We start from the raw sequence: 14,758 nt of genomic DNA on the forward strand, positions 1-14,758 counted from the left end.
TAAACTCCTGCAGGCAGGCAGAGGCCCGGGCGTTCGCGCCCGGGCTTTTTGCTGCGCGCGTGTTATGCTGGGCAGGGCTGGCAGTGCGCCCAAACAAAAACCGCCGCGCCAGATGCCAGCGCGGCGGTTTGAGTATTTTTGAAAGGGTGAAGCGGCGGGTTAGATGCCGACCTCGATGATCGCCTTGGCGAGGATCGGCACGGTTTCGGCGTTCAGCCCCGCGATGTTCATGCGGCTGTCACCCACCATATAGATGCCGTGGTCTTCGCGCAGCTTGTCGACCATGTCAGACGAGGTTCCGAGGCGCGAGAACATGCCGCGGTGTTCGGCAAGGAAACCGAAGCGGTCAGAGCCGGAGAGACGCTGAAGTTCGCCCGCGAGCTGGCTGCGCAGGCCCAGCATGGTGTTGCGGATGTCTTCGAGTTCGGCCATCCAGTCGCTGCGCAAGGCGTCATCGTTCAGGATGGTGGTGACGATGCGGGCCCCGTGATCGGGCGGGAAGCTGAAGTTCTGGCGGTTGAGAAAGGCCAGCGTGCCCTGGTTCAGCTTTTGCGCCGAGGTGTCTGCCGATAGCGCCATCAGGATACCGGTGCGTTCGCGGTAAATCCCGAAGTTCTTGGAGCAGCTTGCCGCGATCAGACATTCCGGCACCGCCGCCGCGACCTTGCGCGTGGCCGCCGCATCCGCGTCAAGCCCGTCGCCAAAGCCCTGGTAGGCGATATCGATCATCGGGGTGGCACCGGTGTCTTGCAACACTTTGATCACTGCGTCCCATTCGGCGGCGTTCAGGTTGGCCCCTGTCGGGTTGTGGCAGCAGCCGTGCAGCAGGACCACATCGCCTTTTTGCGCGGTCTTGAGGTCGGCGATCATGCCGTCAAAATCAACGCCACGGGTTTCATCGTCGAAATAGCGGTAGGGGACCATCTCCATCCCCAGATATTTAAGGATCGACAGATGGTTCGGCCATGTCGGGTTCGACACAAACACCCGCGCCTGAGGACGGGCCATCTGGATCAGCTCGAACGCCTGACGGATCGCGCCGGTCCCGCCCGGGGTCGCGGCGGCGGCGACCTGTGCGCGGGGGACCGCATCGCCAAGCACCATCTGCACCATCGCATCGCCAAAGGCAGGGTCGCCCGCCAAACCGGTATAGGCTTTGCTGGTCTGAGCTTCCCACAGTTGGTGTTCAGCCGCCTTGACCGCGCGCATGACGGGCGTCAGCCCCGTGGCATCCTTGTACACGCCCACGCCAAGGTCGATCTTGGTCTCGCGGGGATCATCCTTGTACATCTGCATCAAGGCAAGGATTTTATCGGCGGGCTGCGCCTGTAGGGTTTCGAACATTATGCGTCTCCGGTCGCAACGGGCACGGTGGGGAACATCCCCCATTCTGCCCAAGATCCATCGTAAAGGGACCAATCGGTATGGCCCATCCGTTCCAGTGCCAGCGCGAGTATCGCCGCGGTGATGCCGGACCCGCAGGTCGTGATCACAGGGTGCGACAGGTCAATGCCCGCCGCTTCAAAAGCCGCTTTGGTCTCGGCTACGGATTTCAGTGTTTTGTCGTCGTTCAACAGCTCTGTGTAGGGCAGGTTGCGCGACCCGGGGATGTGGCCAGCGCGCAGGCCTTCGCGGGGTTCGGGCGCGTCGCCGCGAAAGCGGGCCGCTGCGCGGGCATCAACGATCTGCGGTGCCTTGAGCTTGGACGCCTGAGCGACCTGCGTCACATCACGTACCAATTGGTTCTGGAACCGCACGGTCATGTGGCGGTCGCGGGGGATCGGGGGCATGTCTTCGGTGGGGCGACCTTCGGCGACCCATTTCGGCAGGCCCCCATCCAGCACGGCGACATTTTCCTGCCCCATCAGACGGAACAGCCACCACACACGCGCAGCCGACAGCAGGCCGGCCCCGTCATAGACCACTACCTGATGCCCGTCGCCCACCCCCATAGCGCGCATCCGCGACATGAACTTTTCAGCAGGCGGGGCCATATGCGGCATATCCGACCGCCCATCCGAGATTTCGTCGATGTCGAAAAAGCGGGCGCCGGGGATATGCGCCTGATTATATTCGGCTTTGGGGTCGCGTCCTGCATCGGGCAGATACCATGACGCGTCCAGCAGACGCAGGTCGGGATCCTTGAGGTGCTGCGCCAGCCAATCGGTTGAAACAAGCGTTTTCGGGTTGTCAGCCATGGGTCCACCCCCTTTTAGAACAGGTTTTTCAATGCCTACCCGCGACGGCCCCCGCAAGCAAGAGCCCGCGACTGTGCACATGCAGCACAGGCCGGAAATGGGCATATTGTGTTCCGTTCAGACCCCGAGAGCGGGACGGGGCGTCAGCCGTGGTCTTTCAGCAGACGCTGCTTTTGGCGGGACCAGTCGCGCTTGGCGGCGGTTTCCCGTTTGTCGTGCAGCTTTTTACCCTTGGCGATGCCGATCTTGATCTTGGCCATGCCACGGTGATTGAAATACATCACCATCGGGACCAGCGTCATGCCTTTGCGTTGGGTTTCATTCCACAGGTTCGACAGTTCCTTCTTGGACACCAAGAGCTTGCGGCGGCGGCGTTCCTCGTGGGTGAAGGTCTTGGCCTGCGTGTAAGGCGCGACGTAGGAGTTCACCAACCACAGCTCGCCATCTTCCACGGCGGCATAGCTTTCAGCGATATTGGCACCGCCGTTGCGCAGGGATTTGACCTCGGACCCTTCAAGGATGATGCCGCATTCGACATCATCGTCGATCGCGTAATCGAACCGCGCGCGGCGGTTTTCGGCGATGACCTTGTAGTTCGGGTCGGATTTGGAAGATGATTTAACCTGTGACATGCCAAGGATGTAGGGCGTTGCGGCCCTGCGCGCAAGATGCCGCAGCGGGCATAACCGCATGGACCGTCAGGCGGGGCGCGCCGCCCCTGCCCGCTTAGTCGCCCAGCTTGGCGTGCACCTCGGCAAGGTCGATCTCGCCCGCGGGCATCTTGTTTGCCGGATTGTCGAAATCGTATTTGAACAGCTCGAAATCCTTTTTGAAGATCTCGCGCATCAGATGCATCGACAGATCGTCGAAGTAATCCTCAACCGGGTGGGCGCGCTTGGGGCCGTGGCCTTCGGATTCGTTAAACCGCGGAATTTCGGACAGGTTCACCGCATGGGGCGTGTCGATGGCATCCAGCACGCTTTGCATGCCGTCGTTGAACTTCTCTGTCCAGATGATCTTGTCATAGGTGCCGCCGTTCACGATGAACGTGCTGACATGCCCCGATTGCGCGGACCAGTGGATGTCCGGGTCCATCGGGCGACGCCAGCGGATGGTGTCGCGGGCAAACAGCAGGAAACGGCGGAAGCTGGCGATCTGGTCAAACTCTTGCTTACCGTCATCGCCGCCGACCTCGATCCCGTATTTCTGCACGAGGAGCGGCACCAGATTGCCGCGATATCGCCGGCCATTGCGCTGGATGCCGCAGATCTTGTCGAAGAAAGAGCTGAGGATGCGGGTATATGGATTGCGCACGCAGGTGAAGGCGTAGGATTTGTGGTTTTCCACATTGCGCGTGATCAACGGCTGAGAGTCGTCATGCGCCCATTTGTGCATGCCCGATTTCGCGTCATGGATGTCGCCGTCAAAGAATTCGCCATGGTCCGAATAGAACATGATCTGCCCGATCGTCGAACAGGCGCATTTGGGCACCACGCGGTATACCACGCTTTCGCTTTCTGTCATCCATGTCCCTGGGAAACCCATAATCGGCTCTGCCTCCTAAATTTTTTCGCACTTATGCTGCCATTTATGGCGACAGAATGGCCTGAAATATAGAAAAAGCAAATATTCGCGGTTTATTCAATCGCTGTTCGCCTTTATCTAACAAACTCGTCCAGAGCAGAGGGGATGCGTGTTTCGCGATGGCCAGAATTGCCTATATCCTTTTGTGTCACAAAGACCCCGTTGCAATCATCAAGCAGGCGGAGAGATTGACGGCGTCTGGCGATTACATGTCGATCCATTTTGACGCCTCGGCCAGCCCGACCGATTTTGCACAGATCACCCAAGCGCTTGGCAAGAACCCCAATGTGACCTTCGCAAGCAAACGCATCCGCTGCGGTTGGGGAGAATGGTCGCTGGTACAGGCGACGCTGAACGCCGTCGAAAGCGCGATTGATGCCTTTCCGCGTGCCACACACTTCTACATGCTGTCGGGCGATTGCATGGCGATCAAATCCGCTGAATACATCCACGACTACCTTGATGATAACGACGTCGATTTTATCGAAAGTTTTGACTACTTCGAAAGCGACTGGATCAAGACCGGCTGGAAGGAAGAGCGGCTGATCTACCGTCACTGGTTCAACGAGCGCACCCAGAAAAAGCGGTTCTACGGCATGTTCGAACTGCAGAAACGCCTTGGCCTGACGCGCGACATTCCTGCGGACCTGCAAATCCAGATCGGCAGCCAGTGGTGGTGCCTGCGCCGCCAGACCATAGAGGCGGTGATGGCCTTCACCCGCAAGCGCAAAGACGTGATGCGGTTTTTCAGGACTACCTGGATTCCGGACGAGACGTTTTTTCAGACCATCGTGCGCCATATCGTGCCCGACAACGAAATTCGTGCGCGCACGCTGACGTTCCTGATGTTTACCGACTACGGCATGCCGGTGACCTTCTATAACGACCACTACGATCTGCTGCTCGCCCAAGACTATCTTTTCGCGCGCAAGATCAGCAGCGAGGCGACGGACCTCAAGCGCCGGTTGGGGTTGCTCTATTCGGCCAAGGATGTCGAACTGCAGATCAGCAACGAAGGGCGTAACCTGTTCAAGTTCCTGACCGGTCGGGGCCGGATCGGGCGGCGGTTCTCTACCCGTTTCTGGGAGACGGAGAGCACGCTGGGGCGCGAGCGCGAGCTGCTGATTGTCGTGTGCAAAAAGTGGCATGTCGCCAAACGCGTGCTAGAGCAGATGCGTCAGGTCACCAACCTGCCCGCGATCGAATATCTTTTCAGCGAACAGGACACACCCCTGCCCGATCTTGGCGGCATCCAGAACAGTCTGGGCAAGCGCACCCGCCACCGGCGGTCCCTGATGCGGATGCTGTTCGACTATTACGAGGCCGACCGGCTGATCGTCTGCATGGACCCCGGCGATATCGACCTGCTGAACGACTTTGCCTCTGACCGGTCGATGACACGGGTCCTCGAGATCGAATGCCAGTTCTCGGATGACTACCTGATCGGCCACGCCATGCGCGTGGGGCTGGCGGGCGAACGCACCTCGGCTGACACGCTGGAACGGCTGCTGCCCACCATCCGGAACGACCTGACCCTTGAATCCGACCGCATCCGCGACGCGCAGTTTGAAAACTACGCCCGGATGCGCGAAACAGCCTCGGCGCAGGACAATGCCGAGGCGCTGGCCGCTTTCCTGCGCATCTCTCCGGAACAGGCGCAGCCCATTGCCGACACACATTATCTTTTCACCGATTAAGGACATCTCATGGCTTACAGCTACGACGACCAGAACATCTTTGCCAAAATCCTGCGCGGCGAAATCCCGAACAACACGGTATATGAATCCGACCACGCGCTTGCCTTTCGCGATATCGAACCCCAAGCGCCGACGCATGTGCTGGTGATCCCCAAGGGCCCTTACATCAGCTTTGACCACTTCGCGGCAGAGGCAAGCGATGCCGAAATCGTCGGCTATGTACGCGCCATTTCGGAAGTATGCAAAGCCGAAGGTGTCACATTGGACGCGGGCGAAGGGTTTCGCATGATCGCCAATGCCGGCGCGCATGGGGTTCAGGAAGTCCCGCACCTGCATGTGCATATTCTGGGCGGTCGGCCCATGGGGCGCATGGTGGCGCGCCCCAGCTAACCCGTCACGACATCAATCAGTGCGCAAAAGGCGCGGCGTGATCTTGCGCCGCGCTTATTTGTTTTTACGACCCGCCCGCCAGCGCGCGAAACGGCCCTGCTTTTCGGCGATGTCATCTTCCAGCCGCTCTAACGTCGGATCGATGCGCGCGCGTTTGAACCGACGCCAGCGGACCCAGATCGCATAGACCACCGCGGCAAACAGGATCAGGATGATGATATTCAGGAACGGGATGCCCTTGCTGGCATCCGGCCCGTCCACCACGCGCACGGACACCGCGTTGGGGAAGATCGACAGGAACTCGTTGCGCCAGCCGTAATGCTTGACCGCGACATACTGCGGCGTACCGGCGGCGGACTTCAGATCAGATGCCTCGGCCTGCAGGTTGGTCGTGTCGAACTTGAAATACGGCGGCCAGCCCCAGCCGGTATCCTCGTTGCGGTAGACCATGACGTCGCCTTTGGCCCGACGCGTCTGGATAAAGAAAACATCGCGGTTGCCCAAGGCGGTGCTGTTGCCCACATCCGCATGCGACCAGAAGATCGAGTTCTCGCCAAAGTCGATGCGCTTTTCATAGGTGTCGGTGATCCGCACGATATCGACCTGAGGCAGCGTATAGTGAAAGAACGCGGCAATGATCAGCCAGATCACCCCCCAGAAGGTCCATTTGATGATCGCCATCGGCGTTACCCCTTAGTTAAAGTTGGTGAGGTAGACGGTCAGGATGACCAGCCCCACCGGGACAATATAGACCCCAAGGATCAGCTTGCGACGGATCGAGCCGTCATATCGTTTGAGCCCTCGTTGCACGAAAATATCGCGATCCACAAGACGCGGCCCATCCGCCCACTTCTGGTAGAGCTTGCCGCGCCGTACCCGACGCGAATAGATCGACAGGGCGATATAGATGATCGTTAGAACGACGAACCCGATGACGATCAACCTTAACAAAGCCAGCATAATCCCTGCGCCTCTCTTGTGTCCCGGGCCGGGTGTCAGTCGGTGACGGGCCAGACGATCTTGATCTCGCCGCCGCTTTCACGCTCTGGCGTTTCCAGCTCTCCGCCCAATTGTTGGGCGGCGGCAAGCAGGATGCGCATGCCGAGCCCCGTGCCCGTGGTCCGATCTTTGGGAATACCGGGGCCGTCGTCAATGCAGCTGAGGTGGTAGAAGCCGCCCTTGCGCTCGCCGCGCAGGTCGAGTGTCCCGCGCTTGCGGCCCTCGTAGGCGTATTTCGCAGCGTTGGTCATCGCCTCGTTCACGATCATCCCCACGGATGACGCAGAGCGGGACGACAGATGCGCCTGATCGACCTCTATGTTCACCTGCACCCCGTCGGGCAATTGTTCACTGGTGGAATGGGCGACCTTCTTCAGGAAGGCTGCGATATCCACCGCGGCACCGGTTTCAGTCAAGTACAACGCTTCATGCAGGCTGCTGATGGTCGACAGGCGGCCCTGAATAGTGTCCAGCGCGACGCGGGCCTCGGGGGATTTTTCGCTGCGGATCTGGATGCGGATCAATGCCTCCAGGGACTGGAGCGAGTTTTTCACGCGGTGGTCGACCTCTTTGCGCAGCACCTCGGCATCGGCTAGGGCCTTGCGCAGCTCGATCTGCCGCATCGCCTGCCCCGCCAGCACCTTGAGCGCGCGACGCTGAAAATCATTCAGCTGATGCGGTTTCTTATCCAGCACGCAGAGCGTCCCGAGCGGCAGATTCTTGTCATCCTCCAGCAAGGCACCGGCATAGAACCGGATCGAATCCTCGCCAGTGACGAAATTATTGTCAGCGGTGCGCGGATCGGCGGTGGTGTCGGTCACCTCCAGGTAGTCATCGCCCGCGATGGCATGGGCGCAAATACTGTCGGTGATGTCGCTGCCGTCAATTTCAAGCCCGACCTTGGATTTGAACCACTGGCGGTCTTCATCCACCAAAGAGATCAGCGCGATCGGCACCTCGCAAATCTCTGCCGCGAGGCGCGTGATGTCGTCGAACCCTTCTTCGGGGGCGGTATCCAGAATATTATATCCCCGCAGCAACGCGAGGCGCATTTCTTCTTGTTCTATCAAAGATGCTTTCATCGGGAACACTCACGAAACAGCGTGCGGAAAGCACTTTTAACAAGACTAAGGATGCAGGCGATAGGCACGGATATGGCCTGACACCCCCATCCCGCGACAGCGATGCGTAAAGATATCGACGTGACAGGGTACGTCAAGCCATATTCCCTGTTTGTACTCGCGGTCACCCCCAACCGCCAAAAGGGCGTTTGCCCCCCCGTAAAGGGGGCAGCGCGATCAGCCTACGACGTTGAAATCAGGGCCATAAGGATAGCCGGTGATATTGTCGTTGCCGTCTTCTGTGATCACCAGAATATCGTGTTCGCGGTAGCCGCCCGCGCCGGGTTGACCTTCGGGAAGGGTCAGCATCGGCTCCATCGAGATGACCATGCCGGGTTCAAGCACCGTGTCGATGTCCTCGCGCAGTTCCAGTCCTGCTTCGCGGCCATAGAAATGCGACAGCACCCCGAACGAATGGCCATAGCCAAAGGTGCGGTATTGCAGCAGGTCACGCTCTTCGAGGAAGGCGTTGATCTTGTGGGTCACGTCGGCGCAGCTGATACCGGGCTTCAGCAGGCTCATCCCGTATTCATGGGCAGCGACATTGGCCTCCCAGATTTTCAGGCTTGCGGGATCCACCTCTCCGGCGAACATGGTGCGTTCCAGCGCCACGTAATAGGCCGAGATCATCGGGAAGGTGTTCAGCGACAGGATATCGCCGCGTTGCAGTTGCCGTGCGGTAACCGGATTATGCGCACCATCGGTGTTGATGCCTGATTGGAACCACACCCAGGTGTCACGGTATTCGGCGTCGGGGAACCGCTTGGCAATCTCAAGCTCCATCGCGTCGCGGCCTGCCATTGCGATGTCGATCTCGCGCGCGCCGATCTTGACCGCATCGCGGATCGCATAGCCGCCCACATCAGCAACCTGAGCGGCCTGACGGATCAACGCAATCTCTGCCGGAGACTTGTGCATCCGCTGGCGCATGGTCGTCTCGAACAGGTCGATCATCACCACCGGCTCAAGGAAATCTTCCAGCTTGTCGCGCTGCATCAGAGTCAGGTGGTCCCCTTCATAGCCGATCACCGCGCCCTTGCCCGTAACCGAGGCGACGGCGCGCCAGTAATTGTCGCGCTGCCAGTCGGTATAGGTGATGTTGTCGCAAAAGCTGCGGCGCCACGGCTGACCGGCGTCGATGCCTGCGGAAATCGTCACACAGTCTGTCTCGGTCACCACCAGCCCATAGGGGCGGCCAAAGGCGCAATAGAGAAAGCCCGAATAATAGGCGATATTGTGCATCGACGTGAAGACCGCCGCCGTCGCTCCGGCCGCATCCATCCGTTCGCGCAGCTCTTCCAGACGCGCTTCGTATTCAGCGGTGTCAAACGGCAGCGGAGACTTCGTGCCGTTATGGAAACGGTACATATCGGAACGGGCGGTTTTGGATGTATTGGTCATATCAGACCCTCCTTCTCAGAAAGGTCCCGGCGTGCAGGACGCAAGGGCCGTGAAATGCAGGACGACGCCATCGTCCCAACCCGCCCCCTGTCTCGCCGATTTGCGCGGCCCGATCAAGGCTCACTTTATGCCAAGCAGCGCTTTCACCATATCGCTGTCGGGATCTTCCATCAGGTCGATAATGTCAAAGTGGTGCCGCCCCTCGACGACGTACTGCTTGGCCCCCCACACGCGCGAGAATTGCTCGGCCTGCTCCAGAAAGGCGGGGCGCTCATCGGCCCCGACCCAGATCGTGACGTTCACCCCATGGGGCGGCGTCATGTTCACGGGGCTTTCCGCCGTCGCTTCGGCTTCGTCCAGCTGAAGGATGTCGTTCATAGAGGTCTGCAACAGCGGCATCAGGTCTGCCACGGGCGAGATGGACACGATATTCTCGATCCGGTCGCGGACATCGCCGGACAGGATCAGCGGGTCGGTCATGCGGGCAACCTGCTGCCCCCCTGCGGAATGGCCGACAAGCGCCAGCGCGCCTTGAGTGCGTTTCGCGATCTCGGAAATGGCGCGAGCGACCTGTCCGGTGATCTGGCTGATCCGCACATCGGGGCACAGGTCATAGCCGACCATCGCAACCGCATAGCCGCGCGCCAGGGGACCAGCCGCCAGATGGGACCAATCGGCAGGGGCAAACGCTTTCCAATAGCCACCGTGGACAAAGATCACCGTGCCCCGCGACACGCCTTCGGGTTCAAACAGATCATAGATTTCGCGGTCGGTCGGCCCGTAAGAGATATTCTTTTGCGCACGAAATCCCAGCTTCTTGCGGAATGCCGCTGCGGCGTCTTTCCAGCGGGGCGGATATGCCTCTGCGTTATCGATATAAGCGGCGTTGGCATAGGCGTCGTCTAGCTGCATGTGGTCCTCCGTCAGCGTCCCGATACGAACTGGAACTAGACAATCATAGCGTTTGTTGCTTTGGGTAACCACAGACAAAAGCGGAGAGATCAAAATGACTGACGCAAAGACTGACCTGAAATCAATGCTCAAGGATCCAAGCCTGCTAGAGACCCGCGCCTATATCGGTGGCGAATGGGTGGATGGCGACGATGGCACCTTTGATGTGGTGAACCCCGCCCGCGGCGATGTGATTGCCAAGGTCGCCAACCTCAGCCGTGCGCAGGTGGCCGGTGCCATCGCCCAGGCGGAAAAGGCACAGAAGGAATGGGCCAGCTGGACTGGCAAGGAACGGGCCGGCGTCATGCGCAAATGGTTCGACCTGATGATGGAAAACCAAGACGATCTGGGGGCCATCCTGACCGCTGAACAGGGCAAGCCTCTGGGCGAGGCCAAAGGCGAAATCGCCTATGGCGCGTCCTTTATCGAATTCTTCGGCGAAGAGGCCAAACGCGTCTACGGCGAGACCATCCCCGGCCACCAGCGCGACAAGCGGATCACCGTGATCAAGCAGCCCATCGGCGTGGCCGCGTCGATCACGCCCTGGAACTTCCCCAACGCGATGATCACCCGCAAGGCCGCGCCCGCGCTGGCCGCTGGCTGCGCCTTTGTGGCGCGCCCCGCTGCGGAAACACCGCTGTCGGCAATCGTGATGGGTGTGCTGGCCGAACGCGCGGGCATCCCCGCAGGCGTGTTCAACGTGCTGCCGTCGTCCTCTTCTTCTGCCGTGGGCAAGGAGTTCTGCGAAAACCCCGCAGTGCGCAAACTGACCTTTACCGGTTCGACCGAAGTGGGCCGCATCCTGCTGAAACAGGCTGCCGATCAGGTCATGAAATGCTCGATGGAGCTGGGGGGCAACGCGCCGTTCATCGTCTTTGACGACGCCGATCTGGACGCCGCTGTCGAAGGCGCGATCCTGTGCAAGTTCCGCAACAACGGCCAGACCTGTGTTTGCGCGAACCGCATTTACGTGCAGGCCGGTGTCTATGACGCCTTCGCTGAAAAGCTGAAAGCCCGCGTTGAAAAGATGAAGGTCGGCGACGGCTTTGAAGACGGCGTAGAGCTGGGGCCGCTGATCAACGGCGATGCCTCCGAGAAGGTGAAAGAACATGTCGAGGACGCGGTGTCGAAAGGTGCCGAAATCCTGCTGGGCAGCAAAGAAGAGAAGATGGAGGGCAACTTCCTCGCGCCGACCATCATCACCGGTGTGACGCAGGATATGAAAGTCTCGAAAGAGGAAACCTTCGGCCCGCTCGCCCCGCTGTTCAAGTTCGACAACGAAGACGACGTGATCGCTATGGCGAATGACACGATCTTTGGCCTCGCATCCTACTTCTACGCCAAAGACCTAAGCCGCGTGTACAAGGTCGCAGAGGCGCTGGAATATGGCATCGTGGGTGTGAACACCGGCATCATCTCGACCGAGGTCGCGCCGTTTGGCGGCGTCAAGCAGTCCGGTCTTGGCCGCGAAGGCAGCCACCACGGGATCGAGGATTACCTTGAGATGAAATACATCTGCATGTCGGTCTGACCTGCGGATCATCTGGCATTAGAAACGGGCGGAGGGATCATCCTGCCGCCCGTTTTCGTATCAGCCGTTCAGCGCGCGGGTGATCAACTGGCCCAAGCGCTCGATCCCTTCCGCGATCTTGCCTTCGGTCGAGGTGGAATAGCTAAGCCGCAAGGTATTGCGCCCCGACCCATCCGCGAAAAACGCGTGCCCCGGTACAAAGGCGACCCGTTCGCTTTCCAGCGATTGTTTCAGCAGATCGGCCCCGTCCAGCGTGTCGGGCAGTGTCACCCAGATGAACATGCCGCCTTCGGGTTTGGTCCAGCTCACCCCTTCGGGCATATGTGCCTGCAGCGCTTCCAGCATAGCGTCTCGACGGGCACGGTAGGCGCTGCGGATCGTGTCGATGTGGCTGTCGAAATGCTGCTCCGCGACCGAGGCCACGGCGATCTGGTTCAATGTGGCACTGTGCAAATCCGCCGCCTGTTTCATCAACACAAGTTGCGAGATCACCGGCATCGCGGCGCAGACCCAGCCAACACGCAGCCCGGGCGACAGTGTTTTCGAAAAGCTGCCGCAATAGATCGTCCGACAGGCTTCCAGATCACCGTTCCGGCGTTCGGCCTCAAGCGCGAGGATCGGCGGGATCGCGTCGCCGTCAAAGCGCAGCGACTGATAGGCCGCGTCTTCGATCACGGCGATGTCCATTTCCTCGGCCAGATCAATCACCCGCTCGCGCGCGGCGCGGCTGACCGTGGCCCCTGTCGGATTGGCGAAATCAACGGAAAGATAGGCGAACTTGGCCGCGCCGCCTGCCTCTTTCGCGGCGGCGGTATAATCCGCGCCACTGCGGTTGCTCAGCGGGTCCAGCTTGTCATAGCGCGGCTCGTAGGCGTTAAAGGCACCCAAAGCCCCCAGATAGGTCGGCCAGCCCACCAGCGCGGTATCCCCCGGCGACAGGAACAACTTGCCCAGATAATCCAGCGCCTGCTGCGAGCCCGAGGTGATCAGGATGTTGTCCGGCGTCGCGGGAATGCCGATCGCCTGCATCTGCGCGGCAATCCAGACGCGCAAAGGTTTGTATCCCTCACTGGTGGAATACTGCAACCCCTGCGCCGCCATCGGCCCGTTCAGCACCTCGGCAAAAGCGTCCTGAAACGCCGTTTTTGGAAACAAATCAGGGTCAGGGATACCACCCGCGAAAGAGATGATATCCGGCTGGTCCAACAGCTTGAGCAGCTCGCGAATTTCCGACGCCTTCATGCGATTGGCGCGTGTGGCAAATATTTCCTGCAGTGACATCCGGCGTTCCTCCCCCGACTGGATCGGGGCACTGTGCCCATTGCGCTATTTTAAGTCAACAACTGTGACCTAGCCCCCATGCGCGCATAAAAAAGCCCGGCGCAAATGCACCGGGCTTCGTCTGTCACAGAAGGGACGCTTAGTTGACGGTGTTCGCGTCAACCACATCCTTTTCAATCGCCTTTGGCGCACGCGCGATCTGGATCTGGCGCGGCTTCAGCGCTTCGGGCACCTGACGTTCCAGATCGATGTGCAGCATACCATCGGCATGGGCCGCGCCAGTCACTTGCACGTGATCCGCCAGATGGAAGCGGCGTTCGAACGCGCGGGTCGCGATGCCACGATGCAGATAGGTTTTATCCGTATCTTCATCAGCTTTGCGCGCCGAGACGATCAGCGATTTTTCACGGACTTCAACGCTCAGGTCGCCTTCGGTAAAGCCGGCGACGGCGATGCTGATACGATAGGAATCATCGTCCAGTTTTTCGATGTTGTAAGGGGGATAGCTTGGCTGCGGTGCGTCGTTGGCCATCACGCGATCCATCAGATTGGCAATCTGGTCAAAGCCGACAGTCGAACGGTGCAGCGGTGCAAAATCAAAACTACGCATAGGTATTCATCCTCGTTTGAGCGATAATCATTCAGGCCTTCCACCATGGACAGACCTTGGGTTGTCTGCCGGAACCCTCAACAGGCGTTCCGGTGACAAGCATGTGGGGATGGATAAATCGCGTTTCAAGGGGACAAAATCACCCCTGATGACAAGGTCAGGGTTTGACGAATTTCGCGCCGGTGGTGCGGCGGCGATCCTCTGACGTGATGCGCTTGCTGACAACACCTCCGCCTTGGAAAACACCCTTGCCCGCCACCAGATCCGCCTGAAGCCGGGCCAGCGGCGCACCAAGCGCGGTACCAAGGGACACTTCCTTGTCCTCGACATGGGCCTTGGCGGACACGACAGACACGATCTGCGGCACCCCGTTTTCAAAGGTAAAGATCGGCGCACCACTGGCCCCGAAATCGACGGAGCATGTGGTCACCAGCACGCCTTCTTGGCGGGCCAGCACGCTGCAGACCTCTTGTAGGGACGGTGCCTCTGACCGGTCCTTGGCATAGCTCACCACCCCTAACTGGTCGCCACGGCGCGGACGGCGGGCGGTGTCGAAGGGTTTGATCGTGGTATTGCGGATCGGCCGGTCAAGTTCGAGCAGGGCCAGATCGTTGCGCACACGGTCCGAGGATACGACGCCGTCGTAGACATAATCGGGATGCACCACCGCACGGCGCACATTGCGATAGGCCCCCGCCCGCCCGTTGCGCCAACCGGCAAGGAATTCTACCTCGCCATGATCAATGCGCTGCTTGCTTTCCTTGTCGTACAGACAATGCGCCGCTGTCAGCACCAGACGGGGCGCGATCAACGCGCCGGTGCAAAACCCTTTACCGCCGATATCCAGACGGCCCACGGCCTCCCACGCGCCGGCATCCACCCCCGTGTCCAGCCTGCGCAACCGCGCATCCTGAGCAAGCCCGGCCGTCGCGACGGTCAGGCACATGATAGAGATGGCTACCCAACGGCGCACGGATATCGCTCCTACTTCGGTG

Annotated in this window: 15 protein-coding genes; 3 read left to right on the forward strand and 12 right to left on the reverse strand. The window is 59.9% G+C overall.

Annotation, left to right across the window (positions count from 1 at the left end):
• Positions 1–159: 159 nt before the first annotated feature.
• The 4 genes from B4F27_RS10635 to B4F27_RS10650 all read right to left on the reverse strand — a co-directional run bounded on the left by B4F27_RS10635 (position 160) and on the right by B4F27_RS10650 (position 3,743).
• Positions 160–1,344, reverse strand: a complete 1,185-nt coding sequence (locus B4F27_RS10635) for an aromatic amino acid transaminase (RefSeq protein ID WP_064216295.1) — start codon at positions 1,342–1,344, stop codon at positions 160–162.
• A complete protein-coding gene (gene sseA / locus B4F27_RS10640) occupies positions 1,344–2,198 on the reverse strand; it encodes a 3-mercaptopyruvate sulfurtransferase (protein WP_009825869.1) in 855 nt (284 codons plus the stop codon). Before sseA ends, B4F27_RS10635 begins: the two co-directional genes overlap by 1 nt.
• A gap of 143 nt (positions 2,199–2,341) precedes the next feature.
• Positions 2,342–2,830, reverse strand: a complete 489-nt coding sequence (gene smpB, locus B4F27_RS10645) for an SsrA-binding protein SmpB (RefSeq protein ID WP_009825868.1) — start codon at positions 2,828–2,830, stop codon at positions 2,342–2,344.
• A 94-nt stretch (positions 2,831–2,924) separates the two neighbouring features.
• Positions 2,925–3,743 carry a sulfotransferase family protein gene (locus B4F27_RS10650; RefSeq protein WP_286759637.1) on the reverse strand — a complete coding sequence of 273 codons (819 nt, stop codon included), beginning with the start codon at positions 3,741–3,743 and terminating at the stop codon, positions 2,925–2,927.
• Positions 3,744–3,901: 158 nt separating this feature from the next.
• Between B4F27_RS10650 and B4F27_RS10655 the strand changes: the two genes are divergently transcribed.
• Together B4F27_RS10655 and B4F27_RS10660 are read left to right on the forward strand one after the other, a co-directional pair.
• Positions 3,902–5,479, forward strand: coding sequence for a DUF5928 domain-containing protein (locus tag B4F27_RS10655; protein WP_037964727.1), 1,578 nt, complete (start codon positions 3,902–3,904; stop codon positions 5,477–5,479).
• 9 nt (positions 5,480–5,488) lie between these two features.
• Positions 5,489–5,869 carry a histidine triad nucleotide-binding protein gene (locus B4F27_RS10660; protein ID WP_005851062.1) on the forward strand — a complete coding sequence of 127 codons (381 nt, stop codon included), beginning with the start codon at positions 5,489–5,491 and terminating at the stop codon, positions 5,867–5,869.
• Between the two features lie 54 nt (positions 5,870–5,923).
• Here the strand turns inward: B4F27_RS10660 and B4F27_RS10665 are convergent, their stop codons facing one another.
• From B4F27_RS10665 to B4F27_RS10685, 5 genes are all read right to left on the reverse strand, one after another.
• Positions 5,924–6,550 (reverse strand): DUF1523 family protein, encoded by a 627-nt coding sequence (locus B4F27_RS10665; protein ID WP_005851059.1) that lies wholly within the window; start codon positions 6,548–6,550, stop codon positions 5,924–5,926.
• 12 nt (positions 6,551–6,562) lie between these two features.
• Complete coding sequence (locus B4F27_RS10670) at positions 6,563–6,829, reverse strand: hypothetical protein (RefSeq protein WP_005851057.1); 267 nt, start codon at positions 6,827–6,829, stop codon at positions 6,563–6,565.
• Positions 6,830–6,864: 35 nt separating this feature from the next.
• Entirely contained in the window at positions 6,865–7,920 is a 1,056-nt protein-coding gene (locus B4F27_RS10675) for a histidine kinase dimerization/phosphoacceptor domain -containing protein (protein ID WP_286759638.1), read from the reverse strand.
• Between the two features lie 246 nt (positions 7,921–8,166).
• A complete protein-coding gene (locus B4F27_RS10680) occupies positions 8,167–9,390 on the reverse strand; it encodes an aminopeptidase P family protein (protein WP_286759639.1) in 1,224 nt (407 codons plus the stop codon).
• Positions 9,391–9,510: 120 nt separating this feature from the next.
• Positions 9,511–10,302: an alpha/beta hydrolase gene (locus B4F27_RS10685; RefSeq protein WP_286759640.1), complete on the reverse strand. Its 792-nt coding sequence runs from the start codon at positions 10,300–10,302 to the stop codon at positions 9,511–9,513.
• A gap of 94 nt (positions 10,303–10,396) precedes the next feature.
• Between B4F27_RS10685 and B4F27_RS10690 the strand changes: the two genes are divergently transcribed.
• Positions 10,397–11,872 carry an NAD-dependent succinate-semialdehyde dehydrogenase gene (locus B4F27_RS10690; protein WP_180828595.1) on the forward strand — a complete coding sequence of 492 codons (1,476 nt, stop codon included), beginning with the start codon at positions 10,397–10,399 and terminating at the stop codon, positions 11,870–11,872.
• Positions 11,873–11,932: 60 nt separating this feature from the next.
• Here B4F27_RS10690 and B4F27_RS10695 read toward each other — a convergent pair whose 3' ends face one another.
• The 3 genes from B4F27_RS10695 to B4F27_RS10705 all read right to left on the reverse strand — a co-directional run bounded on the left by B4F27_RS10695 (position 11,933) and on the right by B4F27_RS10705 (position 14,709).
• Positions 11,933–13,153: a PLP-dependent aminotransferase family protein gene (locus B4F27_RS10695; protein WP_286759641.1), complete on the reverse strand. Its 1,221-nt coding sequence runs from the start codon at positions 13,151–13,153 to the stop codon at positions 11,933–11,935.
• 139 nt (positions 13,154–13,292) lie between these two features.
• On the reverse strand, positions 13,293–13,763 hold the full coding sequence (locus tag B4F27_RS10700) for an Hsp20 family protein (protein WP_005851048.1): 471 nt from the start codon (positions 13,761–13,763) through the stop codon (positions 13,293–13,295).
• 157 nt (positions 13,764–13,920) lie between these two features.
• The gene (locus B4F27_RS10705) at positions 13,921–14,709 is read right to left on the reverse strand and encodes a trypsin-like serine peptidase (RefSeq protein WP_005851046.1); all 789 of its coding nucleotides are present in this window, start codon (positions 14,707–14,709) and stop codon (positions 13,921–13,923) included.
• Positions 14,710–14,758 lie beyond the last annotated feature (49 nt).

Source organism: Sulfitobacter sp. UBA1132, from assembly GCF_002311545.1.
GTDB classification, from domain to species: Bacteria; Pseudomonadota; Alphaproteobacteria; order Rhodobacterales; family Rhodobacteraceae; genus Sulfitobacter; species Sulfitobacter pontiacus.

Excerpts from the sequence above, each read along its gene's own strand:
- B4F27_RS10685 (WP_286759640.1), bottom strand. The coding sequence starts at position 10,302 with ATGCAGCTAGACGACGCCTATGCCAACGCCGCTTATATCGATAACGCA.
- B4F27_RS10690 (WP_180828595.1), top strand. The coding sequence starts at position 10,397 with ATGACTGACGCAAAGACTGACCTGAAATCAATGCTCAAGGATCCAAGC.
- B4F27_RS10705 (WP_005851046.1), bottom strand. The coding sequence starts at position 14,709 with ATGTGCCTGACCGTCGCGACGGCCGGGCTTGCTCAGGATGCGCGGTTG.
- B4F27_RS10695 (WP_286759641.1), bottom strand. The coding sequence starts at position 13,153 with ATGTCACTGCAGGAAATATTTGCCACACGCGCCAATCGCATGAAGGCG.
- B4F27_RS10660 (WP_005851062.1), top strand. The coding sequence starts at position 5,489 with ATGGCTTACAGCTACGACGACCAGAACATCTTTGCCAAAATCCTGCGC.
- B4F27_RS10665 (WP_005851059.1), bottom strand. The coding sequence starts at position 6,550 with ATGGCGATCATCAAATGGACCTTCTGGGGGGTGATCTGGCTGATCATT.
- B4F27_RS10680 (WP_286759639.1), bottom strand. The coding sequence starts at position 9,390 with ATGACCAATACATCCAAAACCGCCCGTTCCGATATGTACCGTTTCCAT.
- sseA (WP_009825869.1), bottom strand. The coding sequence starts at position 2,198 with ATGGCTGACAACCCGAAAACGCTTGTTTCAACCGATTGGCTGGCGCAG.
- B4F27_RS10700 (WP_005851048.1), bottom strand. The coding sequence starts at position 13,763 with ATGCGTAGTTTTGATTTTGCACCGCTGCACCGTTCGACTGTCGGCTTT.
- smpB (WP_009825868.1), bottom strand. The coding sequence starts at position 2,830 with ATGTCACAGGTTAAATCATCTTCCAAATCCGACCCGAACTACAAGGTC.
- B4F27_RS10650 (WP_286759637.1), bottom strand. The coding sequence starts at position 3,743 with ATGGGTTTCCCAGGGACATGGATGACAGAAAGCGAAAGCGTGGTATAC.
- B4F27_RS10670 (WP_005851057.1), bottom strand. The coding sequence starts at position 6,829 with ATGCTGGCTTTGTTAAGGTTGATCGTCATCGGGTTCGTCGTTCTAACG.
- B4F27_RS10675 (WP_286759638.1), bottom strand. The coding sequence starts at position 7,920 with ATGCGCCTCGCGTTGCTGCGGGGATATAATATTCTGGATACCGCCCCC.
- B4F27_RS10655 (WP_037964727.1), top strand. The coding sequence starts at position 3,902 with ATGGCCAGAATTGCCTATATCCTTTTGTGTCACAAAGACCCCGTTGCA.
- B4F27_RS10635 (WP_064216295.1), bottom strand. The coding sequence starts at position 1,344 with ATGTTCGAAACCCTACAGGCGCAGCCCGCCGATAAAATCCTTGCCTTG.